This window comes from Streptomyces sp. NPDC042346 (genome assembly GCF_055581845.1).
Window position 1 is genome coordinate 318,931 of sequence record NZ_JBVJEH010000001.1, and the last position, 26,582, is coordinate 345,512.

General features: G+C 71.2%; 27 protein-coding genes and 1 pseudogene. 15 read left to right on the top strand and 13 right to left on the bottom strand.

Annotation, left to right across the window (positions count from 1 at the left end):
• Nucleotides 1-2: 2 nt before the first annotated feature.
• The 3 genes from ACZ6K0_RS01545 to ACZ6K0_RS01555 form a co-directional block, all read right to left on the bottom strand.
• Nucleotides 3-548, bottom strand: a complete 546-nt coding sequence (locus ACZ6K0_RS01545; RefSeq protein ID WP_376396078.1) for a hypothetical protein — start codon at nucleotides 546-548, stop codon at nucleotides 3-5.
• 113 nt (nucleotides 549-661) lie between these two features.
• A complete protein-coding gene (locus ACZ6K0_RS01550) occupies nucleotides 662-823 on the bottom strand; it encodes a hypothetical protein (protein WP_376396080.1) in 162 nt (53 codons plus the stop codon).
• Complete coding sequence (locus ACZ6K0_RS01555; protein ID WP_376396083.1) at nucleotides 814-1,944, bottom strand: glycosyltransferase family 2 protein; 1,131 nt, start codon at nucleotides 1,942-1,944, stop codon at nucleotides 814-816. The genes ACZ6K0_RS01550 and ACZ6K0_RS01555 overlap by 10 nt, the downstream gene beginning before the upstream one ends.
• 482 nt (nucleotides 1,945-2,426) lie before the next feature.
• Here ACZ6K0_RS01555 and ACZ6K0_RS01560 point away from each other — a divergent pair, with 482 nt between their 5' ends.
• From ACZ6K0_RS01560 to ACZ6K0_RS01570, 3 genes are read left to right on the top strand one after another with little or no spacing between them, the layout of a single operon-like run.
• Nucleotides 2,427-4,019 (top strand): AMP-binding protein, encoded by a 1,593-nt coding sequence (locus ACZ6K0_RS01560; protein WP_469229153.1) that lies wholly within the window; start codon nucleotides 2,427-2,429, stop codon nucleotides 4,017-4,019.
• Nucleotides 4,016-4,750, top strand: a complete 735-nt coding sequence (locus ACZ6K0_RS01565; RefSeq protein ID WP_469229155.1) for an enoyl-CoA hydratase family protein — start codon at nucleotides 4,016-4,018, stop codon at nucleotides 4,748-4,750. Before ACZ6K0_RS01560 ends, ACZ6K0_RS01565 begins: the two co-directional genes overlap by 4 nt.
• A complete protein-coding gene (locus ACZ6K0_RS01570; RefSeq protein WP_376396092.1) occupies nucleotides 4,738-5,316 on the top strand; it encodes a TetR/AcrR family transcriptional regulator in 579 nt (192 codons plus the stop codon). Before ACZ6K0_RS01565 ends, ACZ6K0_RS01570 begins: the two co-directional genes overlap by 13 nt.
• A gap of 74 nt (nucleotides 5,317-5,390) precedes the next feature.
• On the opposite strand, the gene ACZ6K0_RS01575 is transcribed toward ACZ6K0_RS01570, so the two are convergent.
• Nucleotides 5,391-6,344, bottom strand: coding sequence for an SMP-30/gluconolactonase/LRE family protein (locus tag ACZ6K0_RS01575; protein ID WP_376413583.1), 954 nt, complete (start codon nucleotides 6,342-6,344; stop codon nucleotides 5,391-5,393).
• Between the two features lie 107 nt (nucleotides 6,345-6,451).
• On the opposite strand from ACZ6K0_RS01575, the gene ACZ6K0_RS01580 reads away from it, so the two are divergent.
• The gene (locus ACZ6K0_RS01580; RefSeq protein WP_376413581.1) at nucleotides 6,452-6,913 is read left to right on the top strand and encodes an Lrp/AsnC family transcriptional regulator; all 462 of its coding nucleotides are present in this window, start codon (nucleotides 6,452-6,454) and stop codon (nucleotides 6,911-6,913) included.
• A 34-nt stretch (nucleotides 6,914-6,947) separates the two neighbouring features.
• Here the strand turns inward: ACZ6K0_RS01580 and ACZ6K0_RS01585 are convergent, their stop codons facing one another.
• A complete protein-coding gene (locus ACZ6K0_RS01585) occupies nucleotides 6,948-8,000 on the bottom strand; it encodes a M4 family metallopeptidase (RefSeq protein WP_376413579.1) in 1,053 nt (350 codons plus the stop codon).
• A 383-nt stretch (nucleotides 8,001-8,383) separates the two neighbouring features.
• On the opposite strand from ACZ6K0_RS01585, the gene ACZ6K0_RS01590 reads away from it, so the two are divergent.
• The gene (locus tag ACZ6K0_RS01590) at nucleotides 8,384-9,517 is read left to right on the top strand and encodes an isopenicillin N synthase family dioxygenase (protein ID WP_469229158.1); all 1,134 of its coding nucleotides are present in this window, start codon (nucleotides 8,384-8,386) and stop codon (nucleotides 9,515-9,517) included.
• Here ACZ6K0_RS01590 and ACZ6K0_RS01595 read toward each other — a convergent pair.
• The gene (locus ACZ6K0_RS01595) at nucleotides 9,496-10,596 is read right to left on the bottom strand and encodes a citrate synthase 2 (protein WP_376413575.1); all 1,101 of its coding nucleotides are present in this window, start codon (nucleotides 10,594-10,596) and stop codon (nucleotides 9,496-9,498) included. The genes ACZ6K0_RS01590 and ACZ6K0_RS01595 overlap by 22 nt on opposite strands.
• Before the next feature lie 272 nt (nucleotides 10,597-10,868).
• Between ACZ6K0_RS01595 and pdxH the strand changes: the two genes are divergently transcribed.
• Nucleotides 10,869-11,495, top strand: coding sequence for a pyridoxamine 5'-phosphate oxidase (gene pdxH, locus ACZ6K0_RS01600; protein WP_376413585.1), 627 nt, complete (start codon nucleotides 10,869-10,871; stop codon nucleotides 11,493-11,495).
• 376 nt (nucleotides 11,496-11,871) lie between these two features.
• Nucleotides 11,872-13,215: a PAS domain-containing protein gene (locus tag ACZ6K0_RS01605; RefSeq protein ID WP_469229160.1), complete on the top strand. Its 1,344-nt coding sequence runs from the start codon at nucleotides 11,872-11,874 to the stop codon at nucleotides 13,213-13,215.
• A gap of 27 nt (nucleotides 13,216-13,242) precedes the next feature.
• Here the strand turns inward: ACZ6K0_RS01605 and ACZ6K0_RS01610 are convergent, their stop codons facing one another.
• Entirely contained in the window at nucleotides 13,243-13,998 is a 756-nt protein-coding gene (locus ACZ6K0_RS01610) for an SIS domain-containing protein (RefSeq protein ID WP_317598090.1), read from the bottom strand.
• A gap of 150 nt (nucleotides 13,999-14,148) precedes the next feature.
• Here ACZ6K0_RS01610 and ACZ6K0_RS01615 point away from each other — a divergent pair, with 150 nt between their 5' ends.
• The 4 genes from ACZ6K0_RS01615 (at nucleotide 14,149) to ACZ6K0_RS01630 (ending at nucleotide 18,700) form a co-directional block, all read left to right on the top strand.
• Nucleotides 14,149-14,838 (top strand): metal-dependent transcriptional regulator, encoded by a 690-nt coding sequence (locus ACZ6K0_RS01615; RefSeq protein ID WP_376413568.1) that lies wholly within the window; start codon nucleotides 14,149-14,151, stop codon nucleotides 14,836-14,838.
• Between the two features lie 620 nt (nucleotides 14,839-15,458).
• Nucleotides 15,459-16,451, top strand: coding sequence for an alpha/beta fold hydrolase (locus ACZ6K0_RS01620; RefSeq protein WP_469229162.1), 993 nt, complete (start codon nucleotides 15,459-15,461; stop codon nucleotides 16,449-16,451).
• Between the two features lie 105 nt (nucleotides 16,452-16,556).
• On the top strand, nucleotides 16,557-17,780 hold the full coding sequence (locus ACZ6K0_RS01625) for an FG-GAP-like repeat-containing protein (protein WP_469229164.1): 1,224 nt from the start codon (nucleotides 16,557-16,559) through the stop codon (nucleotides 17,778-17,780).
• A gap of 128 nt (nucleotides 17,781-17,908) precedes the next feature.
• Nucleotides 17,909-18,700 (top strand): N,N-dimethylformamidase beta subunit family domain-containing protein, encoded by a 792-nt coding sequence (locus tag ACZ6K0_RS01630; protein WP_469229166.1) that lies wholly within the window; start codon nucleotides 17,909-17,911, stop codon nucleotides 18,698-18,700.
• Here ACZ6K0_RS01630 and ACZ6K0_RS01635 read toward each other — a convergent pair.
• From ACZ6K0_RS01635 to ACZ6K0_RS01645, 3 genes are all read right to left on the bottom strand, one after another.
• Nucleotides 18,681-19,883 carry a phage baseplate protein gene (locus ACZ6K0_RS01635; RefSeq protein WP_469229168.1) on the bottom strand — a complete coding sequence of 401 codons (1,203 nt, stop codon included), beginning with the start codon at nucleotides 19,881-19,883 and terminating at the stop codon, nucleotides 18,681-18,683. The genes ACZ6K0_RS01630 and ACZ6K0_RS01635 overlap by 20 nt on opposite strands.
• Nucleotides 19,884-19,960: 77 nt before the next feature.
• Entirely contained in the window at nucleotides 19,961-20,134 is a 174-nt protein-coding gene (locus ACZ6K0_RS01640) for a DUF397 domain-containing protein (protein ID WP_376408998.1), read from the bottom strand.
• Nucleotides 20,131-20,949 carry a helix-turn-helix domain-containing protein gene (locus ACZ6K0_RS01645; protein WP_469229170.1) on the bottom strand — a complete coding sequence of 273 codons (819 nt, stop codon included), beginning with the start codon at nucleotides 20,947-20,949 and terminating at the stop codon, nucleotides 20,131-20,133. The genes ACZ6K0_RS01640 and ACZ6K0_RS01645 overlap by 4 nt, the downstream gene beginning before the upstream one ends.
• 81 nt (nucleotides 20,950-21,030) lie before the next feature.
• On the opposite strand from ACZ6K0_RS01645, the gene ACZ6K0_RS01650 reads away from it, so the two are divergent.
• Both ACZ6K0_RS01650 and ACZ6K0_RS01655 read left to right on the top strand, forming a co-directional pair.
• Nucleotides 21,031-21,441 carry a hypothetical protein gene (locus ACZ6K0_RS01650; protein ID WP_469229171.1) on the top strand — a complete coding sequence of 137 codons (411 nt, stop codon included), beginning with the start codon at nucleotides 21,031-21,033 and terminating at the stop codon, nucleotides 21,439-21,441.
• A gap of 119 nt (nucleotides 21,442-21,560) precedes the next feature.
• A complete protein-coding gene (locus tag ACZ6K0_RS01655) occupies nucleotides 21,561-22,520 on the top strand; it encodes a hypothetical protein (RefSeq protein ID WP_469229174.1) in 960 nt (319 codons plus the stop codon).
• 136 nt (nucleotides 22,521-22,656) lie between these two features.
• Here the strand turns inward: ACZ6K0_RS01655 and ACZ6K0_RS01660 are convergent, their stop codons facing one another.
• Both ACZ6K0_RS01660 and ACZ6K0_RS01665 read right to left on the bottom strand, forming a co-directional pair.
• Complete coding sequence (locus ACZ6K0_RS01660; protein ID WP_469229176.1) at nucleotides 22,657-23,223, bottom strand: GNAT family N-acetyltransferase; 567 nt, start codon at nucleotides 23,221-23,223, stop codon at nucleotides 22,657-22,659.
• Nucleotides 23,224-23,276: 53 nt separating this feature from the next.
• Nucleotides 23,277-24,215, bottom strand: a complete 939-nt coding sequence (locus tag ACZ6K0_RS01665; RefSeq protein WP_376408986.1) for a MerR family transcriptional regulator — start codon at nucleotides 24,213-24,215, stop codon at nucleotides 23,277-23,279.
• A 115-nt stretch (nucleotides 24,216-24,330) separates the two neighbouring features.
• Between ACZ6K0_RS01665 and ACZ6K0_RS01670 the strand changes: the two are divergent.
• Both ACZ6K0_RS01670 and ACZ6K0_RS01675 read left to right on the top strand, forming a co-directional pair.
• A pseudogene (locus ACZ6K0_RS01670) lies at nucleotides 24,331-24,479 on the top strand (IS5/IS1182 family transposase); the annotation flags it as partial.
• 116 nt (nucleotides 24,480-24,595) lie between these two features.
• Nucleotides 24,596-25,105 (top strand): hypothetical protein, encoded by a 510-nt coding sequence (locus ACZ6K0_RS01675; protein WP_469229181.1) that lies wholly within the window; start codon nucleotides 24,596-24,598, stop codon nucleotides 25,103-25,105.
• A gap of 19 nt (nucleotides 25,106-25,124) precedes the next feature.
• Here ACZ6K0_RS01675 and ACZ6K0_RS01680 read toward each other — a convergent pair whose 3' ends face one another.
• Nucleotides 25,125-26,498: an outer membrane protein assembly factor BamB family protein gene (locus ACZ6K0_RS01680; RefSeq protein WP_469229183.1), complete on the bottom strand. Its 1,374-nt coding sequence runs from the start codon at nucleotides 26,496-26,498 to the stop codon at nucleotides 25,125-25,127.
• Nucleotides 26,499-26,582: the final 84 nt, after the last annotated feature.

Sequence of the window (26,582 nt, forward strand, 5' to 3'; positions counted from 1 at the left end):
CGTCAGTCCACGCCGCCGCCGGCCACGGCATCGTCCGCTCGCCGCAGTTCCCCGCAGATGAGGACCATGATCGCCGCTCCGGCGAGCATGGTCCCGGGGATCGCCAGGGCGGCACCTTGGGTGCTCTCGCGTAACTCCGCGTACTCCTCGGCTCCGATCTCCACGGTGCCGCGGTGCCCCCGGGCCGTATCGAAGGCGTAGTGGCGGCCGTCGCGGGCCTCGGGGTCCTGGAGACTTCCTTCGCCCACGGTGATCGCGACGAAACTCACCAGCATCCCGGCCCCGAACAGCACCCCGGCTGTCAGCTGTACCCGGCTGGGCAGGCAGCGGAAGGCCGACCACTGGCGGCTGCGGTCGGCCCCGCTCGCCATCCCACGGAGGACGGCGGTGCCGATTACCGGGAAGAGGGAAGCGAAGCCGACTGCCGCCAGGGTCCGGGGCGAAGGCAGCGGAAGCCGCCCCGGCAGCAAAGTCAGCGCCGCCACCAGCAGCATCAGTGCGCTCAGCCCGCCCGCGAGCGCGGCATGGACCTTGAAGCTCGTTCGCATGGAGGCACAGTCGCGCCTACGCCCGCCCCACCGCACTGCCCGCGCACGGCAGTCTCGGCCCCCCTTTCCTGCCGGGAGTCACCGGTCCCGGGAGCCCGGGGCAGGCTCGTGGGTCAGCGGGGTGTGGACGAGCCACGGATCGCGCGCGCGTCGCGGCGGCGGCGGGGGAAGGCGGCGAGGTAGCAGACCAGGGTGAAGAGGAGGATGGAGAGGCTGACGGTGAGGCCGGCGAGGGCGAAGGGGCCGAGGTCGGCGAGGCTGCGGGTCAGGCCCATGTCGCGGTCCTCGCGGTGTAGGAGCGCCAGAGCGAGGTGCCCATCCAGTACGTGCGGATGAGCTGGAACACCAGCTCCGGAAGGAGGAGGGCGCAGGTCAGCATGGCCTTCCAGCCCAGGGGGGCGACCCGGACGGCGGAGAAGAGGGACGAGGCGAGCAGGATGATCAGCCAGAGCGGATCGCCGGCGCCCTCGCCGCTCGCCACGGCCTCGCTCACCCAGACGGACATCCAGGCGAAGCTGTAGGCGAAGCCGAGCAGGCCGAGCACGTACTGGACGATGGAGAGCCGGGTGTGCCGGGTCCAGCCGCGCTGCCGCATGATGTCGAGGGTGCCGCGGACCCAGCGTTCGCGCTGGCGCACGAGGTCACCGAGGCGGGGCATCAAGTCCGTGTAGGCGACGACGTATTGGTTGGCGGTCACGCGCCAGCCCGCCTCCTTCAGGGCGAGCGTGGTCTCGTAGTCCTCGACGAGGTTGCCGCTGTGCTGCCAGAAGACCTCGTCGCGGGCGTCGATGAGTTCCTGGAGGGCGGTGGCGCGGTAGAAGGACCCGGCGCCCGCCATGGTGTGCACGCCGCGGCGCGCCCGGGTGTGGGCGTACCGGCCGTACTCGATGATCTGCATGCCGGTCAGGAAGCGCTGCCAGGGGTTCGCCCACAGTCCGGTCCTGCCGTAGCAGGTGGCGCTGACGCCGCCGAGGGTCGGGTCGGACTCCATGACGTGGCGGGCGCGGGCGACGAACTCGGGGTGGAGGCTGGTGTCGGCGTCCATGACGAGGACGTACCGCGCGGTGTCGCTGAGCCGTCCGGTCTCCGCGCCGAGCCGGGCGAGCGCGTGGTTGAGGGCGCCGGCCTTCTTGTGCGGGTTGTCGGGGAGGTTCAGGACGCGGGTCGGCGGGTTGCCGGGCCGGGCGGCGAAGTCGAGGGCGGCCCGTTCGGTGCCGTCCGTCGAGTTGTTGACGACGACCACGATCAGGTCGGGCCGCCGGGTCTGGGTCGCGAGGGACTCCAGGGAGGAGAGGATCTCCGCCTCCTCGTTGCGGGCCGGGATCACGACGACGGTGTCGTGGAGGGCCGCTCGCGGGGCGGTGTCGGGAGGGGTGAGTAAGGCCGAAGCAGCCATGGGGAGGCTCCAGTTGGTCGTGGATCGAAAGGTCCAGCACACGACGCTGTGCACCTGGTTCACCGGGCTGAATCCATGATCACACATCGGGGTGACTTGGTCCGTACCTGTCCCGGTATGCAGGATCGTGGGGTCATACGGCGTTCTTTTTCCGGCAACTTCCTTGATGCGCCCAGGAGTTCGGACTGGGGAGGAAGGGGTGTTTTCGGGCGTCCCGTGCGGGGTGGCGCCGGAAACCTTTCGCTTCCCGTTCACCGCGCGGAATCACGCCCTGCGCAAGCGCCCTGCGCAAGCGCCCCGCGATCACCACCCGCGCCCGCGCCCCGCGATCGCGATCCCCGCCCCGCGATCACGCCCGCAAAATCATGCATGCGTGCTTGATTGTTCTTCCGGGTCCTGACAGGGTCTCCCCAAGTCGCACCGGTACCAGCGATCCTGGCGCTCGCCTTCCACCTCTCCCTCCCACCTCTCAGGGGGCTCGCATGGTGTTCCACAGCGCGTACGAGGACGTTCCGACCGTCTCCCTCGCCATCCACGACGCCGTGCTCGGCCGCGCCGCGGAGTTCGGCGACGCCCCGGCCCTGATCGACGGGGCCGGCGGGGACGGGGCGCTGACCCTCACGTACGCCCAGGTCGACGCCTTCCACCGGCTCGTCGCCGCCGGCCTCGCCGAAGCGGGACTCCGCAAGGGCGACGTGCTCGCCCTGCACAGCCCCAACACCGTGCTCTTCCCGATCGCGTTCTACGCCGCCACCCGCGCCGGCGCCTCCGTCACCACCGTCCACCCGCTCGCCACGCCCGAGGAGTTCGCGAAGCAGCTCCGGGACTCGTCCGCGCGCTGGATCGTCACCGTGTCACCGCTGCTCCCCGCGGCCCGCGCCGCGGCCGAACTCGCGGGCGGCATCGAGGAGATATTCGTCTGCGACCAGGCCGAGACGGAGGGCGTCCGCTCGCTCCAGTCCTTCCTGGCCGCCACCGGACCGGTCCCGGATCACCCGATCGACCCCGACGAGGACATCGCGGCCCTCCCGTACTCCTCCGGCACCACCGGCGTCCCCAAGGGCGTCATGCTCACCCACACGTCGATCGCCACCAACCTGGCCCAGCTGTCCCCGCTGGTCCCGATGGGCCCGGGCGACCGCATCCTCGCGGTCCTCCCCTTCTTCCACATCTACGGCCTGACGGCCCTCATGAACGCCCCGCTCCGCCAGGGCGCCACCGTCGTCGTCCTGCCCCGCTTCGACCTCGACACCTTCCTCGGCGCGATCCAGAAGCACCGCATCAACGGCCTGTACGTGGCTCCGCCGATCGTCCTCGCCCTCGCCAAGCACCCGGCCGTCGCCGCCTACGACCTCTCCTCCCTGGAGTACATCGTCAGCTCCGCCGCCCCGCTCGACGCGGCCCTCGCCGCGGCCTGCTCGGCCCGGCTCGGACTGCCGCCCATCCGGCAGGCGTACGGCATGACGGAGCTCTCCCCGGGCACCCACGTCACCCCGCTCGACGTCCCCAGCCCGCCGCCCGGCACCGTCGGCAAGCTGCTCCCCTCCACCGAGCTGCGGATCCTCTCCCTCGACGACCCGTCGCAGGACGCCGCACCGGGCGAGGCGGGCGAGGTCGCCATCCGGGGACCGCAGGTCATGAAGGGGTACCTGGGCCGCCCCGACGCCACCGCCGCGATGGTCGACGGCGAGGGCTGGCTCCACACCGGCGACATCGGGCGGGTCGACGACGACGGCTGGCTGTTCGTCGTCGACCGGGTCAAGGAGCTCATCAAGTACAAGGGCTTCCAGGTCGCCCCGGCCGAACTCGAAGCCCTCCTCCTCACGCACGACGGCATCGCCGACGCCGCCGTCATCGGCGTCACCGACGCCGAGGGCACGGAGATCCCCAAGGCCTACGTGGTCCGCCAGCCCGCCACCCACACCGCGTCCGGCCTCACCTCCGAGGACGTCGTCGCGTACGTCGCCGAACGCGTCGCCCCGTACAAGAAGGTCCGCAGCGTGGAGTTCGTCGAGAGCATCCCGCGGGCGGCGTCCGGCAAGATCCTCCGCAGGGAATTGAGGGACCGCGCATGACCCCGTCCACGCCCCTGGTCGTCGTCACCGAAAAGCGCGGGATCACCACCCTCGCCCTCGACTCCCCGGCCACCCGCAACGCCCTCTCCACCCGCCTCGTCACCGAACTCGCCGACGCGCTCACCGCCTGCGGCAAGGACCCGGCGGTCCGGGCGGTGGTCCTCACCCACACCGGCACCACCTTCAGCGCGGGCGCCGACCTGAAGGCCCCGGCCAGCCCGTACGCCTTCGTGGACCTGCTCCGCCAGCTCGTCGAACTGCCGAAACCCGTCGTCGGCCTGGTCACGGGCCACGCCAGGGCCGGCGGCCTCGGCCTGCTCGGCGCGTGCGACATCGTGATCGCGGGGGAGGCCGCGGACTTCGCACTCACCGAGGTACGGATCGGGGTCGCGCCGGCGGTCATCTCCCTCACCCTCCTCCCGAAGCTCGACCCGCGCGCCGCCGCCCGCTACTACCTGACGGGGGAGCGCTTCGGCGTCGCCGAGGCGATCGCCATGGGCCTGGTCACGGCCCCCGCCACCGCACTCGACGGCATCCTCGACGCCTTCCGCGCCGGCTCCCCGCAAGGCCTGCGGGAGGCGAAACGGCTGGTCACCGCTAGAGTCCTGGAAACCTTCGAACGCGACGCGGAGGACCTGGTGCAGAGGTCGGCCACGCTCTTCGCCTCCGCCGAGGCGCGCGAAGGGATGACGGCCTTCCTCGAACGACGGGACCCGGAATGGCGGCTGTGACCGCACCCAAGCAGGACAGGAGCCGCGCCACCCGGCAGCGGCTCCTGGAGGCCGCCGTGGCCTGCCTGGCCGAGCGCGGCTGGGCGGGGTCCACCGTCGCCGTCGTCGCCGAACGGGCCGGTGTCTCCCGGGGTGCGGCCCAGCACCACTTCCCGACCCGCGAGGACCTCTTCACGGCGGCCGTCGAGTACGTCGCCGAGGAACGCTCGCAGGCCCTGCGCGCCCTGCCGTCCCGTGACCGCCACGAGGCCGTCGCGGCGCTCGTCGACCTCTACACCGGGCCGCTGTTCCGGGCCGCGCTCCACCTCTGGGTCGCGGCCTCCGACGAGGCCCAGCTCCGGGACCGCGTTACCGAGCTGGAGGCCCGCGTCGGCCGCGAGTCCCACCGGATCGCCGTCGAGCTCCTGGGCGCCGACGAGTCCCGCCCGGGCGTCCGCGAAACGGTCCAGGGCCTCCTCGACATGGCCCGCGGCCTGGGCCTCGCCACCCTCCTGACGGACGACCGCGCCCGCCGGGAACGGGTCGTGGCCCAGTGGGCGCGGCTGGTGAACGAGGCGCTGGCGTAGGGGCCGAGGCCCTAGGGAGTCAGGGGCTAGGGGTCAGGGGCTAGAGGGCCAGGTAGCCAGGGCCTGTCCAGCCCCTAGGGCCTGTCCAGCCAGGGGCGGCGGCCCGGGCCCGTCGGGTGGGTGCCCGTGGCGCCCATGACCACCGAGTACAGGCTGGTCTCCGCGGTGATGAAGAGCCGGTTGCGCTTGGCGCCGCCCCAGGAGATGTTGGCGACCGCCTCGGGGACGTTGAGCCGTCCGATCAGGGTGCCGTCGGGGTCGTAGCAGTGCACCCCGTCGTTCATCGCGGCGGCCCAGAGCCGGCCGGCGTCGTCGAAGCGGAGGTTGTCGAAGCGGGCGTTCTCGCGGGTCGACGCGTCGGCGAAGACCTTGCCCTCGGACAGCGTCCCGTCCTCGCGTACGTCGAAGACCCGGATGAAGCCGGCCCGGGTGTCGGACACGAACAGCTGCCGCTCGTCGTGCGAGAAGACCAGCCCGTTCGGCGCGGCGAAGCAGTCGGCGACCAGCCGCACGTCACCGGTGGCCGGGTCGATGCGGTAGACGTTGTTGGCGCCGATCTCGCTCTCCGCGCGGTAGCCCTCGTAGTCGCTGGTGATGCCGAAGTCCGGGTCGGAGAACCAGATCGAGCCGTCGGACTTCACCGCCGCGTCGTTCGGGCTGTTCAGTCGCTTGCCGTTCCACCGGTCCGCCAGCACGGTGACGGTGCCGTCGTGTTCGGTGCGGGTCACGCGGCGGTTGCCCTGCTCGCAGGTGATCAACCGGCCCTCGCGGTCGAGGGTGTTGCCGTTGGTGTGCCCGGCGGAGCGGCGGAAGACGGCGACGGCGCCCGTCTCCTCGTCCCAGCGGAGCATCCGGTCGTTGGGGATGTCGCTCCAGATCACCTGCCGCCAGGCGGGCACGTAGATCGGCCCCTCGGCCCAGCGGCAGCCGGTGTAGAGGACCTCCAGCGCGTCGTCGCCGTTCATGCACCGCCCGGTACGGAACCGGTCGTCGAGCATCTCGTACAGCCCAGGGAGCTCGCTGGTCATGGAGCCCGTCCCTTCCCACCCACATCGTGTACCGAACAGGATCTGGTCTATGGGGAAGATTGCAGGATGAGCTACGGTCAATGCAAGAAGATCGCGAATGGAGAGTTGTGGATCACGTAGATCGCGCCCTGCTGGCGCAGCTTCAGCAGGACGCCACCCAGTCCTACGCCGCCCTGGGCCAGGCCGTCGGCCTCTCCGCCGGCGCCGCGCACGAGCGCGTGCGCAAGCTGCGGGAGCGCGGCGTCATCCGGCGCACCGCCGTCGACGTGGACCCGGCGGCGGTGGGCGGCGCCGTCCTCGCCTACGTGATGGTCGACTCGACCGCCTGGATGGGCGATTCGGCGCGGGACTTCGCCGCGCTCCCCGAGATCCTGGAGGCGCACATAATCGCCGGCAGCGCCTCGGTGCTCGTGAAGGTGAGGACGGCGACCACCGAGCAGCTCCAGGACGTGCTGCGCCGGATCTACGCCATCGAGGGAGTCAGCGGGACGCAGGCCACGGTGGTCCTGGAGACCTTCTTCGAACGCCCGGTCGACCCGCAGATCACCGGGGGGCCGGAGGCGCTTTAGCGCGCCGCAGCCCCCCGCGATCAGAGCACCCGGATCACACCCCCGGGATCTCCCGCGCCCGGAACGCGTCCCGGACCGCCGCCGCCGCGCTCTTGCCGTACATCCGTTCCGCCGTCGCGACCGTCGTCAGTGCCGCGTCGCGGAAGCTCGTGTCGGGTGCGAAGCCGAACTGGGCGTTGACGATGATCCGGTCGGCGGTCCGGGCGCCGAGCGCGGTGCGGATGTCGAGGAGCGCACGGGACCAGATCTCGCCGTCCGCGTGGACCTCGCCCTCCCGGTCCGCGTACGTCTTCGTCCCGTCGATCCGCCGGAGGCAGTGCGGCGCCGCGCTGTAGCCGGTGGAGTCCCAGTCGCCGACGCAGGCCGTGTCGGCCTTGACCGGCCAGCCGTACTTCGCGGCCGCGTTGGTGCCGACCTCGACGGCCAGGTAGTCGCCGAAGGCCTCGCCGATCGCTCCGGACTCGGCGTTCGTGCCGAAGCCGGGGACCTGGGCGTCGTGGACGGCGTGGCCGTACTCGTGGACGATCACCTCCGCGTCCTCGGCGTCGTCGACCCCGCCCTTGCCGAAGCGGATCTCGTCCTTCTTGTCGGTGAAGAAGGAGTTGTCGGCGCCCCACTGGTTGAGGCGGACCGGCTGCACCCGGTCGTTCGCGCCGGGCAGCTCGGTGCCGAAGCCGAGGCCCTGGAGGTACTCCTGCGCCTCGTTGACCCAGAAGTACGCCATGACCTGCTCGAACTGGTCGTCGGAGCGGTCGTACGAGCCGGCGGCGGCGACGGTGGCGGGCTTGCCCGTCTCGGAGCGGACCGCGGCCCACTTCCCGGACAGGCCGCCGCTCGCGTCGAGGTTCCGCAGCGTGACGGTGGCGTAGGCGGAGGCGGGCACGTCGCTCGCCGCGTCCTTGTGGTCGGCGAGGGACTGGTCGCCGGAGGACTGCACCGGGTTCACCATGAAGACCCGGGCCTGCGGCAGCGCGGCCGCGGCGGCCCCCGGGGACGGGAGCAGGGCGGCGGCGGCCGTGCCGGCGACGGCGATCGCGGCGGCCAGGCCGCGGGAGGTGCGGCGGGTGCGGCGGGTGCGGGGAGTCATGGACATCCTCCTGCGATGGGGTGCTGCGACGGGAAGGTTGGCATGCGCGTGACATGCGTGGCGGTGATCTTCGCGTACGCCCACCGTTTTGGCCAGAGTCCGGAAAGCACGCAAGCCAGGACCGGGAGCGTGACGCGGACCACACCCCGCGGCGGCCCGCCGCAGTACGCTGTTCGCATGCCTTCGCTCGTACGCCGTCGCCACGTGGACTTCGTCCGCGTCACGAGCATGAGCTGTCGCCGCTCCGCCTGACCCCCTGACCCCCGGGCGCCACACCTCGCCCCCGGGTCCCTCGCTCAGAGCCCAAGCCCGACCGGCACCCGTGGCCCCCGCCCCACCCCTGGCGGCCGCCCGGGCACCCCGTAGACCCCGCGGACGCACTCATGACTCGCAGCTCGTACTCCCTTCAGCAGCCGAACCGCAGCGCGCGCTCCCACGAGCCGGTGGACGGCTCGCGGATCCACCCCACCTACGCCTCGCAGCTCCCGATCGTCGACCTCTCCGCCGCCGACCGAGGCCCGCAGGCCCGCCGCCTGCTCCACGCGCAGCTGCACTCCGCCGCCCACGACGTCGGCTTCTTCCAGCTCGTCGGGCACGGCGTGACCGAGGCCGAGACGCGGGCCCTCACCTCCGCCATGCGCGCCTTCTTCGCGCTGCCCGAGGCCGACCGGCTGGCCCTCGACAACATCAACTCCCCGCACTTCCGCGGCTACACCCGCATCGGCGACGAGCGCACCGCCGGCGCCCGCGACTGGCGCGACCAGCTCGACATAGGCGCCGAGCGCCCCGCGCACGTCCCCGCGCCCTGGGAAGCCCCGTACTGGTGGCTCGAAGGCCCCAACCAGTGGCCGGCCGCGCTCCCCGAGCTGCGGACCGCGGCCCTGCACTGGATCGACCGCCTGAGCGCGGTCGCCGAGCGACTGCTCCACGAGCTCCTGACGTCCATCGGCGCGCCCGCGGACTTCTACGACGACATCTTCGGCCCGCGCGCCCACCCGCACCTCAAGCTGGTGCGCTACCCGGGCAGCAGCGGCGAGGGCGACGACCAGGGCGTCGGCGCGCACAAGGACTACGGCTTCCTGACGCTGCTGCTCCAGGACCAGGTCGGCGGGCTCCAGGTCCAGCGGGAGGACGGGGACTTCCACGACGTGCCGCCGCTGCCGGGCGCCTTCGTCGTCAACCTCGGCGAGCTGCTCGAAGTGGCCACGAACGGCTATCTGATCGCGACGAACCACCGGGTGGTCTCCCCGCCCGGGGCGACCGAGCGGTACTCCGTCCCGTTCTTCTACAACCCGCGGCTGGACGCCCGGATCGCGCCGCTGACCTTCCCGTACGCCTCCGCGGCCCCGGGCGTCACGGCCGACCCGGCGAACCCGCTGTTCGCCGAGTACGGCCGGAACGAACTGAAGGGCAAGCTCCGGGCCCACCCGCTGGTGGCGGCCCGCCACCACGCGGACCTGCTGCTGCACCCGGAGGCGTACCCCGCAGAGGCGACTCAGCCGGCGATGTCGGCGTAACCCTCGATCGAGCGCGGGTCCCGCTGGCCGGGGCCCGTGTAGCGGGCCGACGGGCGGACGAGACGGCCGGTGCGCTTCTGCTCCAGGATGTGCGCCGACCAGCCGGCCGTACGGGCGCAGCTGAACATCGACGTGAACATGTGCGCGGGGACCTCGGCGAAGTCGAGGACGATGGCCGCCCAGAACTCGACGTTCGTCGCCAGGATCCGGTCGGGGCGGCGGTTGTGCAGCTCTTCCAGGGCGGCCTTCTCCAGCGCGGCGGCGACCTCGTAGCGCGGGGCGTCCAGCTCCTTGGCGGTCCGGCGCAGGACGCGGGCGCGCGGGTCCTCGGCGCGGTAGACGCGGTGGCCGAAGCCCATGAGCCGCTCGCCCTTGTCGAGGGCCTGCTTCACGTACGCGGTGGCGTCGCCGGTCCGCTCGATCTCCTCGATCATGCCGAGGACGCGGGAGGGCGCGCCGCCGTGCAGCGGGCCGGACATGGCGCCGACGGCGCCGGAGAGCGCGGCGGCGACGTCCGCGCCGGTGGAGGCGATGACGCGCGCGGTGAACGTGGAGGCGTTCATGCCGTGCTCGGCGGCGGAGGTCCAGTAGGCGTCGACGGCCTTGACGTGCTTCGGGTCGGGCTCGCCGCGCCAGCGGATCATGAACCGCTCGACGACGGACTGCGCCTTGTCGATCTCGCTCTGCGGGACCATCGGCATGCCCTGGCCGCGCGCGGACTGGGCGACGTACGAGAGGGCCATGACGGCGGCGCGGGCGAGGTCGTCGCGGGCCTGCTCGGCGGAGATGTCGAGGAGCGGCTTGAGGCCCCAGACGGGCGCGAGCATCGCGAGCGCGGACTGCACGTCGACCCGGATGTCACCGGAGTGCACGGGGATCGGGAACGGCTCGGCCGCCGGCAGACCCGGGTTGAAGGCGCCGTCGACGAGCAGGCCCCAGACGTTGCCGAACGAGACGTGGCCGACGAGGTCCTCGATGTCGACGCCTCGGTAGCGGAGGGCGCCGCCCTCCTTGTCGGGTTCGGCGATCTCCGTCTCGAACGCGACGACTCCCTCGAGCCCGGGTACGAAGTCGGACATCAGGCGGCTCCTCTATCGATGATCGATCAACCGTGCGGTGGTCGATGGTGGGGAATCAACAGTCATCCAGCGGAAGAGTCTGTACGGTTCCGATGATGCGGGGAAGCGTGACATCCGGCACACTGCGCCGATTCGGCGAGAGAGGATTAGGGCCGGGCGGTGCCGGGCAAGCTCAGGTGCTGCGGCAGGATGACCTCGTGACCGATCCCGTGTACGACGCCACGAACGATCCCGTGACCGATCCCGTGAACGACGCCCTGGATCCCGCCGACATGCGCGAGCAGTACCGCACCACGGAGCTGTCCGTCTCGGACCTCGCCCCCGAGCCCATCGCGCAGTTCTCCCGCTGGTTCAAGGAGACCGCGGAGAACCCGGCGATCCACGAGCCGAACGCGATGGTCGTGTCCACCGCGACCCCCGACGGCAGCCCGTCCTCCCGGACGGTCCTGCTGAAGCACTACGACGCGGCCGGCTTCGTCTTCTTCACCAACTACAGCTCCCGCAAGGGCGAGGAGCTGGCGGCCAACCCCCGGATCGCGCTGCTCTTCCCCTGGCACCCGCTGGCCCGCCAGGTCATCGTCACCGGCCGCGCGGTCCGCACGGGCCGCGACGAGACTGTCGCCTACTTCCGCACCCGCCCGCACGGCTCCCAGCTCGGCGCCTGGGCGAGCCACCAGTCCTCGGTGATCGCCTCCCGCGAGGAACTCCTCACCCGCTACGAGGAACTGGAGACCCGCTACCCCGAGGGTGAGCAGGTCCCGGTCCCGCCGGAATGGGGCGGCATCCGGGTCGTCCCGGACACGATCGAGTTCTGGCAGGGCCACGAGAACCGCCTCCACGACCGCCTGCGCTACGTCCGCGAGGACGAGACCTGGCGAGTGGAACGCCTCGCTCCCTGAGCGCCGGAAAGCACCGGAAAGCTCTGGAGAACCCCGGAGGCCCCGGAAAACGCAGACGATCCGTGAGCCTTGGTCCCGTCCGCCTAGGTTCGGACAGGAGCCGGTCGGACTGACCGGCGACTCACGGGTCGGGTGACTGCGGTGGTGTTCGGCAGACAGGCCTGCCGAGGTGCACAGTGTGCGACTGGCAGGCCTTAGCCCGCAGTCACCTCACGAGTCCGAAAAGAAACCATGTCTTCGGATCACCTCCTTTCGCGTGTACCCACACCCTAGGAAGCGCCCCCCGCGCCCCTCAACCCATTTATTCAATTCGCGGAAGCGGGGTGTGCTCTGTGTCACGTTCCAGTTGAATGGGCGCAGCATGGGGGGGACCGGGATGAGTGCTTTCACGGGGGCCGCGAGTGATACCGCCTCCGTTCCGGGGGCCGGGGCCGATCTGTTGGCCGCGTTGCTCGACGGGATGGACGCGGCGCTCTGCGCCCTGGACGCCGACGGGACGATCACACACTGGAACCGCGAGGCCGAGCGGATCCTCGGCTGGTCCGCCGGGGAGGCCGTCGGGCGGCGCGGGTTCGGGGGGTGGGCGGCGCGCAGTGCGGACGCCGAGGAGATCCTCGGGCGGCTGATGGGGGTCATGAAGGGCCCCGGCCGGCAGGTCCACGAGCTGGCGCTGCTGCGCAAGGACGGCGGGCGGGTGCTCGTGCGGAGTCAGGCCGCCGGGGTGCGCGGTGCCGACGGCGCGCCTGCGGGTGTCTACTGCGCGTTCAGCGAGGTCCACGTACAGCTCGATCTGGAGCGTTCGGTCGCCCTGAGCGAGGCCCTCTTCGAGGACGCCTCCTGGGGTGTCGTGCTCGTCGACGCCGACCTGCGCCCCGCCGTCGTCAACGGCCACGCCGCCCGCGCCTTCGGTACGGGTCGTACGGCCCTGCTCGGGCGTCCCCTCGGCGATGTCGTCGTGCACGGCGCCGAGGAGCTGGAGGGCGCGCTCCTGCACGTCCTGGCGGAGGGCACGCCGCCCGCGCCCGCCGAGGTGTGGGTGACGCTGCGGACCGCGTCGGGGGAGCAGCGCCGGTGCTGGCGCAGCGGTTTCCTGCGGTTGTCCTCGCCGATGGCGGAGGAGCCGGTGCCGCTGGGGGTGGCCTGGCTGTTCCAGGACGTGACGGACGAGCGGCTCGCGGTGCGCGAGGCGGACCGGCTGCGGTTCCGGTGGAGCCAGCTGCACCGGGCGGGCGCGGCGGCCTCCGAGTGCGAGGACCCGGAGGAGGCGGTGACGGTCCTGCTCGACTTCTCCCTGGCCGGTTTCGCGGACCACGCCCTCGTCGACCGGGTCGTGGGGGAGCGCCGCCTGACCCGCGCCCTGGCCACCCCGCCCGGCGCCCCCGGCCCGTCGTCGCCGGTCGTGGGCGGCGGCATCCCGCTGCGGTACGGGCCGCGGCATCCGGCGTTCCAGGCGTGGGACCGCGCGGGCTCGGTGCGGGCGAGCGCGGGCCGTACCGCCGAGGTGTGGGCCGAGGCGCACCAGTGGCCCGGGGACGCGGCCCACGCCCTGTGCGTGGTCCTGCGGACCCGGGGCCGGACGCTCGGCGTCCTGACGTTCCTGCGTGCCGCGTGCCGCCCGGGCTTCGAGCGGGAGGACGTGACGTACGCGGAGACGGTGGCGTCCAGGGTCGCGGCGGAGCTCGGCGCCGGCCTCGGTGGCGGCGTACTCGCGTTGGAGTGACGGCCGCCGACCCCCGACCCGTACGGCTCAGTGCCGGAAGAAGATCCGGTCGCCGTACTCCGTCATCACGCGGCCGTTCCACTCGTGCCCGCCGTCGACGTTCCCGGAGCGCAGCAGCGGCGGCTCGATGCCCCGGCGTACGAGCTCCTCGGCCGCGGCGGCCATCGTGGCCTGCATGAGCGCGCTGGTCACGACGGTCGACGCGGGCGCGAACGGCGCCTCGATGCCCTCGTGGGTGAGCTCCGCGTCGCCGATGGCGATCCTGGAGTCGAGGACGATGTCGCAGTGGTCCTTGAGGTACGACCCCGAGACGTGCCGCGACTTCGTCTCCGTCGCGTATGCCACGGAGGTGACGCCGATGACGGTGAGGCCGAGCGCGCGGGCGTTCATGGCCATCTCGACGGGCAGGGCGTTGCGCCCGGAGAGGGAGATGATGATCAGGACGTCCCCGGCCTTGGCGGGGGAGGAGTCCAGGACCGCCCCGGCGAGGCCGTCGACGCGCTCTAGGGCCGAGCCGAGCGTGGCGGGCATGACGTCGACGCCGACGACGCCGGGGACGGCGAGGAGGTTCATCAGGGCGAGGCCGCCGGCCCGGTAGACGACGTCCTGCGCGGCGAGCGAGGAGTGGCCCGCGCCGAAGGCGAAGAGCCGGTTGCCGTTCGCGACGGCCTCGGCGATCGCGGCTCCGGCGGCGGCGATCTCTTCGGAGTCCCCGTCTCGGACCTGCTGGAGCAGCCCGATCGCGGCGTCGAAGAACTGTCCGGCCAGCTTGCTCTCGCCCATCGTGGCGGCTCCTTCTCGTCGTGGTCGCGGCTCACGGTGCGGTCTGGACCATTGCTCTGTCAATACCGCCTCACCCGTGTGCGGCCCGGTTGTCGGTGCGATGCGTCAGAATTGGGGCAGGGCCAGCGCACGACTCATCGAGGGGCACGTATGTCCGGACTGATCGACACAACGGAGATGTATCTCCGCACCATCCTCGAGCTTGAGGAGGAAGGTGTGGTCCCTATGCGTGCCCGGATCGCCGAGCGGCTCGATCAGAGCGGCCCCACGGTGAGCCAGACAGTGGCCCGGATGGAGCGCGACGGCCTGGTGGCCGTGGCGAGTGACCGCCATCTGGAGCTGACGGAAGAGGGCCGTCGTCTCGCCACCCGCGTCATGCGCAAGCACCGGCTCGCCGAGTGTCTGCTCGTCGACGTGATCGGCCTGGAGTGGGAGCAGGTCCACGCGGAGGCGTGCCGCTGGGAGCACGTGATGAGCGAGGCCGTGGAGCGGCGGGTCCTGGAGCTGCTGCGTCACCCGACGGAGTCGCCGTACGGGAACCCGATCCCGGGCCTTGAGGAGCTGGGTGAGAAGGCGGAGGCCGAGGCCTTCCTCGACGACTCGATGGTCTCCCTCGCCGACCTGGACGCGAGCGGCGGCAAGACGGTCGTCGTGCGCCGGATCGGCGAGCCGATCCAGACGGACGCCCAGCTGATGTACACGCTGCGGAGGGCGGGCGTGCAGCCCGGTTCCGTGGTGTCGGTGACGGAGTCGCCGGGCGGTGTCCTCGTGGGCAGCAGCGGCGAGGCCGCCGAGCTGGACGCGGACGTCGCGGCGCACGTGTTCGTCGCGAAGCGCTGAGGCTGTACGGAGCATCTGAGCATCTGAGTACGCGTACGGAGACGAGGGGCGCCCCACCGGTCGGTGGGGCGCCCCTCGTCTTTGAGGTTCAGAGGCTCAGAGGTCCAGAGGTTCAGAGGTTCAGAACTCCAACGTCCGTCGTGCGCCCCGGTTTACGCCGGAATGGCCACGCCCGCCCCCTCGGCGTGCAACGCTGGTACGAGCCGTGTGCTGACGAGCCGTGTGCTGCCGTGAGGAGTGGCTCATGAGGACGACGCGGGACCGAGGGCGACGGGCGACAGCGGGGTGGTCGGCGGCAGAGGGGTGGCCGGCGGCGGCAGGGCGATGGACAGCAGGGCGACGGGCAGCAGGGCGGCGGGCAGCAGAGGGCCCCGGCGCCTTCCGGCGCCGGGGCCTGTCCTCCCCTGTCCTGACCTGGAGCCCCGAGCTCTCAAGGTCAGTCCCGTCGGACCGTTTTTCCCCGAGCGGTCCGCCTCCCGTTCAAGATCTCCCCTCGGCGGCGGGGGTCAACCCTTGAGCCCTGTCACTCGAACGAGGGGTGTTGGGTGGCAGAAGCTCATTTTCGAATGCGAGTTCGATACTCTGATGCGGTTCGACGGGAAAGAGGGGGTGCCAGGGACATGGCGCGACGACTCGACGTCACCGGGGCCGACGGCGTACGCCTGGCCGCCTGGGACTACACGACGCTGACCGGCGAAGGCGACGCAGGCCACGACATCCGCGAAGGCGACCCGAAGGCTGCTTCACGGTCGGTCCCCCGCCCACCCGGCCCCCGGACGGCCCCCACGCCCACGCCCACGCCCAAGCCCACGCCCACGCCCACGCCCACGCCCGCTTCCACCCCGGCCCCCGGCGTCTTACTCCTCCACGGCCTCATGGGCCACGCGGCCCACTGGGCCCCCGCGGTCCGCCGGCTCACCGGCCGCCACCGCGTCGTCGCCCTCGACCAGCGCGGCCACGGCCACAGCCAGAAGCCGGCCGCCGGCCCCTTCACCCGCGAGGCGTACGTGGCGGACGCGGCCGCCGCGGTCGAGCAGCTGGGCCTCGGCCCGGTCACCCTCGTCGGCCACTCCATGGGCGCCCTCACTGCCTGGCAGCTGGCCGCCGAGCGCCCCGACCTGGTCCGCGCCCTCGTCATCTGCGACATGCGGGCCTCGGCTCTCGGCGCCGCCTCGCAGCGCGCGTGGCAGGACTGGTTCCGGGACTGGCCCGCGCCCTTCCCGTCGCTGGACGCCGTGCGCCGCTGGTTCGGCGAGGACGACCCGTGGGTCGAGCGCCCCAACCCCGCCAGGGCCGCCTTCTTCGCCGAGGTGATGGCCGAGCGTCCGGACGGCTGGCGCCCGGTCTTCGACCCGGCGCAGATGCTGACCTCCCGCGAGACCTGGGTCCACGACGCCCACTGGGAGTCGCTCGCGCAGGTCCGCTGCCCGACGCTCGTCGTCCGCGGCCTCGACGGCGAGCTGGGCCGCGCCGAGGCCCAGGAGATGGTCAGGGTCCTGCCCCACGGGGCGTACGCGGAGATCCCCGACGCGGGTCACCTCCTCCACTACGAGCACCCGGAGGCCTGGAGCGAGGCGGTCGAGCCCTTCCTGAACGGGGTCCTGACGCCCTGACGACGAGGAACCGGAACCCCCTTGCCATGATCGTCGAATGGCAAGGTACGGTCCTCCCCGTGGCGCGTCGAGGCCTCTCCGCGCCACCTCAGGGAGGAAACGAATTTGCGCACTTCACTGCTGAAGCGCCTGGCCACGGTGGCCGCGGCGCTGGGGCTCACCTCTGCCGGCCTGCTCGGCGCGGGCGCCGCGCCCGCCCAGGCCGCGATCAGCGACTGCCCGTCGGGCTACTTCTGTGCCTGGAAGACCGACAACGGCACCGGCACGATGTACAAGACGAACGCGAACGCGGCGACGCTCGGGACCTGGGACAACACGTTCCGCTCGGTCGTCAACCGCACGAACAAGTTCGCCTGCCTGTACGACGACCCGAACCACGGCACCGACGGCGCCGTCTACTCCGTGTACCCCGACCCCTCGGGCTCCGAGTGGGGCGGCCCCGGCAGCAACTCGATCAGCTCGCTCAAGTTCGTCGCCGCCGAGCGCGAGTGCACCATGGACCCGTACCCGGTCTGGTACGCGGCCGAGGCCCCCAAGGCGGCCGGTTTCGGCGACCTCGACGCCGACCGGACGGCGGACGTCCTCGTCCGCGACAAGGCGGGCCGGCTCTGGTTCCTGCCCGGCGACGGCAGCGGCAAGCTCGTCGGCTCCGGCGGCTGGCAGGCCTTCAACGCCCTCGTGCGTCACGGCGACTTCAGCCGTGACGGCAAGGAGGACGTGATCGCCCGCGAGGCGTCCACGGGCAAGCTGTGGCTGTACCCGGGTACGGGTACGGGCTCCCTCGGCGCCCGCAAGCTCATCGGCACCGGCGGCTGGAACGTCATGAGCCGGCTCGTCGGCGTCGGCGACCTGAACGGTGACACCCGCTCCGACCTGGTCGCCGTCGAGAAGTCCTCGGGCAAGCTCTGGCTGTACCCGGGCACCACCACCGGCACCCTCGGCTCCCGCGTGCTCCTGGGCAGCGGCGGCTGGAACGGCATGAACGCCTTCGCCGGCACCGGCGACCTGAACGGCGACGCCCGCCCCGACCTGGTCGCCCGCGAGGCGTCCACGGGCAAGCTGTGGATGTACCCGGGCAAGGCCGGCGGCACGTTCGGCGCCCGCTTGCTCCTGGGCAGCGGCTGGAACGTCATGGACCAGCTCCTCGCCGTCGGCGACTACGACGGCGACGGTCACCACGACCTGGCCGCCATCACCAACAGCAGCTACTCGTCGAACGTGTTCCGCGGCGACGGCGCCCTGATCCTCTACTCGGGCACGGGCACCGGCAAGTTCGAAGCGGGCTTCCCGGAGACCGACAGCTGGTGGCAGCTGAACGGCGCCTTCTGATCAGGCTCCGCTCCACGTGAGACGAAGGCCTCCGCCCCGGGTTCGCCCAGGGGGGAGGCCTTCATCCATGTGTACGGGGAACGCCCGTACCATGATCGCTCCATGACAACCGGCCCGGAGGTCGCCCCATGTCGGAGCTGTCCCGTCGTACGGTCCTGCACGGCCTCGGCGCAGGCGCGGGTGCCGTCGCGGCGACCCCCTGGCTGACGGCGGGCACGGCAGCCGCGACCCCGGCCGTCCCGCCCGCCAGGACCGCCGACAACCCGGTCGTACGGGAGAACAGGGCACCCGGCTCCGACCAGTGGGCCGTCGGCTGCGCGGAGACCTGCGGGGTGGATCCGGCCCGCCCGCAGATCGCGGGCCGCACCGAGCGGGACTCGGTCGCCCCCGGCGAGACCCTCCGCCTGCACCTCTCCACCCCCGGCGCGACCGTCTCGATCTACCGCCTAGGCCACTACGCCGGCGCCCGCGCCCGCCACCTCCTCACGGCCACCGACGCGGACCGGACCTGGACCCTGAAGATCCCCGCCGAGTGGGTCTCGGGCCTCCACCTCGCCGTCCTCACGACGCCCGACGGCCACCGCGCCCACACGCCGTTCGTCGTACGGGAGCCCGCCCGCGCCTCCGGCGTCCTCCACGTCGTCTCGGGGGAGCCGGGCGCCGACGCGAGCGTCGTCCGCTGGCTGGAGGAGGAGGGGTACGACGTCACGTACGCCACCGCCGGGGACGTCCGCGAGGGCCGCGTGCGTCCGGCGAGGTACGGCGCCGTGATCGTCACGGGCCGCACCGCGCTCACCGGCCGCCGCGTGGTCCGCCTGCCCCGCCCGCTCGCGCTGAGCGAGCCGGGCCGGACCGAGGAGACGGCCCGCCGGGCCGCCTCCGCCCTCATCGACGAGGCGGTCAGCAGGTCCAGAAGCTGACGTCCGCGCCGATCCAGCCCTTGAAGGCGCGGTCGTCGAAGAGCGTCACCCAGCCGTCCGTCGTCACTTCGAGCCGGACGAGCAGCGGCTGACCCGTCACGTACGCCCCGGAGAGGACGCCGACGAGCCGCTGCGTACGGTTCGGCCGGGCGGGCTGCGGAAGCTGGAAGAGCTTCGTCACGTCCGCCCAGGCCAGCTTGTCGACCCGGTCCATCGAGAAGTGCAGGTGGACCTGATCGCCGGAGAGCCGGTACTGCGGCGCGTAGGACGCGCTGTTCGGCGCGAACACGACGGTGTCGTACGGGACTTCCACCCACGGGCTGGTCCCCGGGTGCGGGTAGCGGGCCGCGTGGAAGCGCCGCGCGCCGGAGACCCCGCCCGCGAACCCGAACGCCAGGGTGGCCTGCGGATCGCCGGGACTGTTCCCGTACACGCACAGCCCCTCGGGCTCGCGGTACGTGATCGACCCGAAGGCGGCGACGACCTCGTCCTGCACGACCGCACCCGTGTCCCAGTGGGCGCAGGTCACGCGGCACTCACCGGACGGCTGCCCGTAGAGCGTGTACAGGTAGTCCCCGAGGCTGGCGTACCCCTGGAGGGTGCGGCCGGAGGGCGTGAACGGCAGCGTGGCGAGCGGCGTGTACGTACCGGCCACGGCGGCGTCCAGGTCGTAGCGGTCGACACCGCCGGCGGAGGAATCGGAACCGACGTTGCTCGACTGCCAGCGGTAGATCAGCTCCCGGCGGGTCGGATCGATGGTCGCCGACACGCGGTACGCCCCCGTCGTCCGGGGCCGGTGGAAGGTGATCGCGGTCGCCGGGGCGGCGGTGTCGGAGGCGTCGACGGTGCCGCCGGGCACGTACGGGATCCGCGCGACCGCCGAGGCCCACCCGCCGACCGGCAGCGCGTCGGTCCACAGGAACACCCCGCCCCCGGTCCGCTCGACACCTGTGTTCGCCCCGTGCCCGGCCCGCTCGACGTGCATCGAGTCCACGACGCTCCCGTCGGCACGGAGCCGCGTGACGAGCAGCCGGTCCTGGTCCTCGGGGGTGATGTCCCGCTGACACACGTACCAGTACTGATCGAACGCCTCCCAGAAGAACGACTGCGCGACGCTGGCCTCGGAGGCGAGCGGCACCCCGTTCAGGAGGACGGGTGTGACGGCGGAAGCGAGTCTGATCATGCGGCAACCCCTCAAGATCGGCAGGAGAGCCCGAGGGTACGACCCGGGTGACCTGCCGATCGTGAGGGGGGGAGGGGTCACATGGAGCCGAGGAAGGCGGCCCAGGCGGAGGGGGAGAGGGAGAGAGAGGGGACGGTGAGGTCCTTGGAGTCCCGGACGTGAACGGAGTGGGCGGAGGAGGCGACCTCGACGCAGTCGCCTTGCTGGTCGCTGCTGTAGCTGCTCTTGAACCAGTTGAGGTCGGTACTCATAGCTCTCGTGCCACCTGTTCGATGAGTCGTGCGGATTCCTCTGGAGTGAAGGCTTGTGCCCGCAACGCGCTGTAGCGGGCGAAGCAATCCCCCACCTCCGGCTGCTCGCTGAGAAAGTACCTGCTGCTCTGTCCCTCGACATAGACGAGTTGACTGCGGCGCTCCTCGGTCTCAAGCAGCGTGAATGATCCGCTGAGTCCCGCATGGGTCCACCCGTCGTCACGCATGACCTGAATGGTGACGTTCCGCAGGTCGGCGCACTCGCGGATGTAGCGCAGGTTCTTCCGAAGCACGTCCGGTCCGCCGATCGGCTTGATGAGCGCGGCCTTCTCCAGGACGAAGGTCACAAGAGGTTGCGGCTTGCGGAAGTACACCTCCTGCCGCTTGATGCGCGCGATCACGCTGGCCTCGATGACCTCCTCCTCCAGGACCGGGACGCCGCAGTGGAACACCGCCCGCGCGTACTCCGAGGTCTGGAGAAGCCCGGGGATCAGCTGGATCTCGTACTTGTGGATACCGGCAGCCTTCGCCTCCTCCTCCAAGTAGTCCTCGAACCAGGCGGCGACACCACTGGCCGTCACCTCCTCGGCGACCTGCAAAAGTGCACCTTGTGCACCGAGCAACTCATCCACGATCTTGACGAAGTTCGCCCTCGCCCGCCGCTCCCCGCGCTCGATCATCGCCACCTGGGACTTGGAATAGCCGGTTGCCCGGCCCAGCGCTTCCTGCGAGATCCCTGCCCGCTCGCGGTAGAAGCGCAGGAGCGCGCCGAAGGCCTTCGCGGCCCCCGGGCTCCCCTTCTTCTCGTTGTTCACACCCGACCTCCCGAGTGCACAGTCCGGCACAACCGGCCTGTGTCGCTGGTCACAGCACACCACGCCCGCAAAGCTGGTCGCATGAATCTGCGCAAGTCGCTTGACATCGCGCCCTCTTGGGTGCCCGCGACCGGTCACGCTCTCCGTCACGCGGGGGTGCACTTCGACGCCGTACGGATCGGGGGGTTCCTCGGTGAGGACGTGGCGTACCGGATCATGTCGTTCACGGATTTCCAGGCGGGCCCGATCGTCCGCGAGGCGACCGGTGAGAAGAACCTGTACTTTCTGCTGCCGCCCCGCACCGCCGGTGAGTTCGCGTGGCCGGCGCCGGCGAGGGCGCTGAGTGGGAGCGGCAGGAGTGAGGCGTACGTCGGGATCCCGGCGTTGCACGGGCTGACCTGGCCGTTGGACTGGCGGTCACGACCGACGCTCGAAGATCCGTTCGTAGAGGCGGAGTTGTTGCATTGGACCGTGAAGTCTGCGCTACGGTAACCCTGTTATCACGCTCCGTAAATGGAGCGGTCCCCGGGGGTGCGCCAACACCGCCCGAGGACCTTCACGCCCAGTGGAAGCGGTGTCCACCAGAAATGCTTCGGCATGCTATCGCGCCTGTGCGCAGCTATACGAAGGTCTCGAACGAGATCCTCCACTCGCGTCGGATGAACAACGACGCGAAGGTCTTGCTCCTCGTCGTCCAGAGCCTCCCCGAGAAGGACCGGTACGACGCGCTCGGCGCGTACGCGGAGGCGCTGGGGCTGACGCCCCGGCAGTACCGGAACGCGAGGAAGGATCTGATCGCGAACGGGTACCTCCACGAGTGGAAGTGGCAGAACGACCGGGGGCGTTGGGTCACGGATCAGCTCACGTCGAACGTCACGCTGACGAGCGATGAGGCGATCGCGCTTCGGGACGGGGGTCCTCCGGCGGAGCCACCGAGTGAGCGGGATCCGATGGTCGGTTCTTTGGGTACGCGGAAAGCCCGAACCTATAAACCGGTAGAAGAAGACTGTGGGAAGACTCCTCCCCACCCACCCTCCCAAGCGGACCCGGAACGCGACCCGGACCCGAACCCGGAAGGGGACCCGGAACTCCTCCAGGCCGAACGCCTGTTGCTCTCCCTCCGCCACTCGCACAGGGATCTGCTCCTGGGGGTCCGGGAGGCGCGGGGGCTGGCCGAGCATGCGGCGGAATGGCTCCGTCGCGGGATGCAGGCGGCCGATCTGCGCCGCGCCCTGACGGCGTACCTGCCGAGCAACGGCGTACGGTCGGCCGTCGGCTTCCTGCGGCACCGCCTGACGGAAAAGATGCCGCCCCCGGCGGCCTCGGCGGATACCCCGGACACCTCACCTGAGCCGCCCACCCGCCCGGCGCCGCTGATCACCTGCGAGGGCCCGGGAGACCTGCACGTCTTCCGCCCGGCGGCCGGCGAGACGCACTGCGGCTCGTGCCGCACGGAGGCGGCCTGGGAGGCCCACGAACGCCGCCACCCCCGACCCCAGAGTGCCCCCGACCCCGGCCCGGTCGCCTGGCGCGACCACTTCGACAAGTACGCGAAGGGCCTGATCACCTAGAGCGTGTCTCTTCGAATGGTTGCTCAGTTGATCGAAGATCACCAGCGACCAGGACGTGCTGCTGGACTCGCCATGGTGTTCAAGCTGCCTGCGCGGCATGAGCCACCTCGGCCGATCCGCAGGGCGCGAGTGGATCTCAGGTATCCCTGCACCGTATGTGCAGATGACCGTCGAGAGGGAAGGAGGGCGGCGCCGCGGGCAGAAGGCTGTCGAACTCGTACCGGCTCTTCTGTGCAACCCGGCACGAAGCGGAGTTGTCCACCTGATGCAGGAGTTCCAGACGCTTCAGCCAACCGGCCCCGAGCGTGTCGAAGGCCCAGCCGGTGAGAGCCTCCAGAGCGCGAGGCGCCACACCCCGTCCGCGAGCATGCGCCGCGGTCCAATAGCCCACCTCAGCCGAGGGTTTGCCGGAGGCGACTTCCTTGAGGACCACATTGCCGAGCAACTGCCCATGGGTTGAGTCGGGTTGCGCTTCAAGGACCGCGAAGCCGAACCGGTCGCCCACCGCCCATCCTCGCTGCTGGGCCCGCACCCACCGTACCGCGTCGGCGTCGTTCTCCACGGAAGAGCTTGTCCAGAGGCGCAAGGCTGGATCCCGGCACGCCTCGACCAGCGCGGGAACGTCCTGCATGCACCAGGGACGAATAACGAGGGCGGGAGTGGACGGCGTGGCATCCGCACGCAGTACGGCGGTGTCAGTCACCGGCCGATCGTACGCGTCGGCGTCCGGCCCCGGCAGAGACGGTTCCGGGCCCACTACCGCTGCGTCCGAACGCGCAGGGCCTCGACGGACCAGTCGAGCACTCGCGCCAGGCTCTCCGGAGCAGGCCAGCTGTTGATCACTGCGAGTAGCTGGAAGTACCGGTCCCTGCGCGGGTCGTTCGCACTCTCCAGCCGGAGCAGCAGCCGACGGCGAAGCTCGGCGTCGTCAGGGCGGCCGCAGATGTGCGCGTAGTGATCCGCAAGCGCCGCGACGATCGGATCGGCCTGATGGGAGGCCGGGTCGATGCCCGCTGTCAGGGCCGGGGCGACGAGGTCACGGACAGCTGCGGCGAAGTCGCGGCGCGGGCCCGCGGTGTCGCTCTGTGCCCGTTCGGCCGCCAGATCCTCGGCCATTCGTCGCACGCCGGCACGGAAGTCCGGGTCCAGGGCCAGTTCGGCCCACTCCACCCATGCTCGGGCCTGCTCCGCCTCGGGAGCATCCGGCAGTTCGGGGGTCATCGAGCGCATGACCCCTGCGAATGCCGGGTCGGCGCCGAGACCGTCGAAGACAGTGTCGAGGAAATCACCGATGAGCTCTCGGCGTTCGTCCTCGGAAAGCTGGGCAAGCTGGTGCATGAGATCGGTCTCCTCGGGAGTGAGCCCACGCTCGGCCACGACTGTCAGCACCGCGTGCCGCAGACGCAGGATGCGAATCTGCACCGCGAGTGCCTCGGCATGCGCCGAGGCGACCTCGGGGAGCGAGAGCTCCCGATCGACGATCTTGCGGATCGTGGGAAGGTCCAGCCCCAGTGTCCGCAGGGTCCGCACGAGGTCCAAGCGAGCGACGGCGTCGATGTTGTACAAGCGGTAGCCGGCCGGGCTGCGGTCCGTCGGCGTCACGATTCCTCGATCGGAGTAGAACCGAATGGTCTTGATCGTGAGACCGGTCCGCCGAGCCAGCTCGCCGATCGAGTAAAGCGTGTCGCCGTCCATGCCCACAGCTTGGTGTCTCCCCCTACGGGAGACTCAAGCCCCCTCGCCAGCCGACGGCCGGCCCCCTCGTGCACAGGTCTTGACTGTTCCTCCACCTCGCCAGCGACAGTCGTGCAGGACCCCGCCTGACGCCGTCCTCGCGGACCGCGCGTACTCGTCCCGCGCGATCCGCAGTCACCTCCGCCAAGGCGGTATCCGCGCTGTCATCCCCAGCCGTCCGACCGGATCGGCCACCAGCGGCTTCGCGGTTTCGCGGCATCGCGCGTTCAAGGAGACTTTGAGAGTTGAACGCGTTCAACTGCTCTGGCAAGGTGTCACCCATCGACTCGGAGGTGGGTGTGGTGGTGCGGGGGAGTGGGGTGCGCGCGTGGGGGTCCGCCATGGGTGGCCTCGTGTTGGCGCTGGTCGTGCTGACGGGGTGCGCCGGGCCGTATCAGTACTACGAGGGGACAGGGGTCCACGACGCCACGGCGGCCGAGGTCGCCGGGGCGTGGGAGAACATCGAGGGGACCCGGGTCGTACTCCGTAAGGACGGGACGGCCCAGGTCGAGGCGCTCGACGGGCCGGACTTCGCCTTCGAGGACGGCTGGCGCCTCTTCGGTACGGGGACGTGGAAACTCGCCGACGAGAAGGGCGGGCAGAGCGTCCGGCTGGAGCTGACGAAGCGGACGAAGGTCACGACCCGCTCACCGTCACCCTCGCCCTCCCCCTCGGCGGTCCCGGTCGCACCCACCCTGACCGCCGACCCGCCCTCCGTCTACTCCTGGGACTTCTACGTGCGCCGCGATGAGCGCGACGCGTTGGAGCTGTTCTTCTTCGTCGGCGATCCCGACATCGGGAACACGTACGTGATGTCCCGCGAGGCGGAGTCCTCGACCGAAGCCCCCTGAACCGGGGGCGGGGCGTCCGTCAGACGGGCTGGGTGGCGAAGACGAAGAGGCCCTCGGAGGTGTGGATGGCGGCGTAGCCGTTCGTCGTGAACTGCGGCATCTCCGCGATGTCGGAGGCCAGCAGCTTCTTGTCGTCGGCGTCGAGCGCGGCTCCGACGCCGTCCAGGTATGCGTAGAGGACGCCGTTGCCCGGGAGGTCGCCCGGCCCGATGGTCACCTCGTCATCCGCCTGGCGCCACAGCTCCTTGCCGGTCTCCGTGTTCCAGGCGACCGCGCCCTTGCCGTACTGCACCACGGCGGTCTTGCCGTCGGGGGAGACGGCGAGGCCGTCGTCGTCGGTGGTGCCGTTGGTGTCGATGGCCGGCCCCTCGGCGAGCCGGCGGCCGCTCTTGACGTCGATCAGCGTGATGACCGCTTCGGAGTCGCCGTACGAGGACCATTCGAGGAGGGCCTTGTCGCCCCGGAACGGCATCAGCCGCGCACTGGTCGCCTTGTCCGAGGTGACCAGCTTGGCGATGGGGGCCGGCGGCGTGAGGTCCTCGCTGGTCCACGCCTTGTTGTCCGTACGGACGTCCTTGGCGATCAGCCAGTCGGCGGAGGGCTGGTAGGAGATGTCCGGCTCCGAGTAGTAGCCGAGACCGGAGCCGACCGTCCCCTTGAGGTCGAAGGCCGAGGCCTCGCTGGTCACGGTCTCCCCGTCACCGATCGGGGTGAACGTGGTGCCGGCGCCGATGGAGCTGGCGTCCACGATGTAGCCGTTCCGGACGGGGGTGGACATGTGGGTGTCCTCGTCGAAGGAGGAGCTCCCCAGCTTCTCGCCGGACGGCGCGTACATGGTCAGCACGGTCTGGGACGAGGCCTTCTTTAGGCCGCTCGCCGGGGTGTCGACGCGGCTGCGGATCAGCAGGGCCGGCGAACCGTCCCGCCACTCGCCCACCTGCGCGATGGTCACCGCCGAGGCGGACTCGGGCCTGCCGTCACCCGCGGGGTGGACGAAGTCGAGCTTCTTGCGCAGCTTGCCGGTCTCGGCGTCGAGGAGCCGGGCGGTGAAGACGCCCGTGCCATCCGGCCCGTTGGTGTAACTGGTGACGATGAGGGCGTCCCCGACCGTGCAGATGTCGTTCCGCGACGCGTCCTTCACGGACGCCTTGCCCGCGCAGTTCCCCGCCTCGTCCCTCGCCAGGCTCCAGGCCGGCTTCGCGGCCAGGCCGGGCACCGGCTTGCCCTTGAAGACCGGGGTCTTCGGTGCCGCGGACGCGGACGCGGACTCCGTGACCTTGCCCGTTTCCCCGCCACTGGGCTTGGCATCGGGCTCCGCGCCTCCGGAGCATCCGGTCACGAGAGCCGCGGACAGCACCAGACCGAGCGCCACCGTCGTTCGTATGCGATTCAAGTTCCTTGCCCGTCTTTCCTCTTGAGTGATCAACGGACCAGCTTACTTCGATCATGACCCGCCCCTGCCGGGCATGCCGGGCAT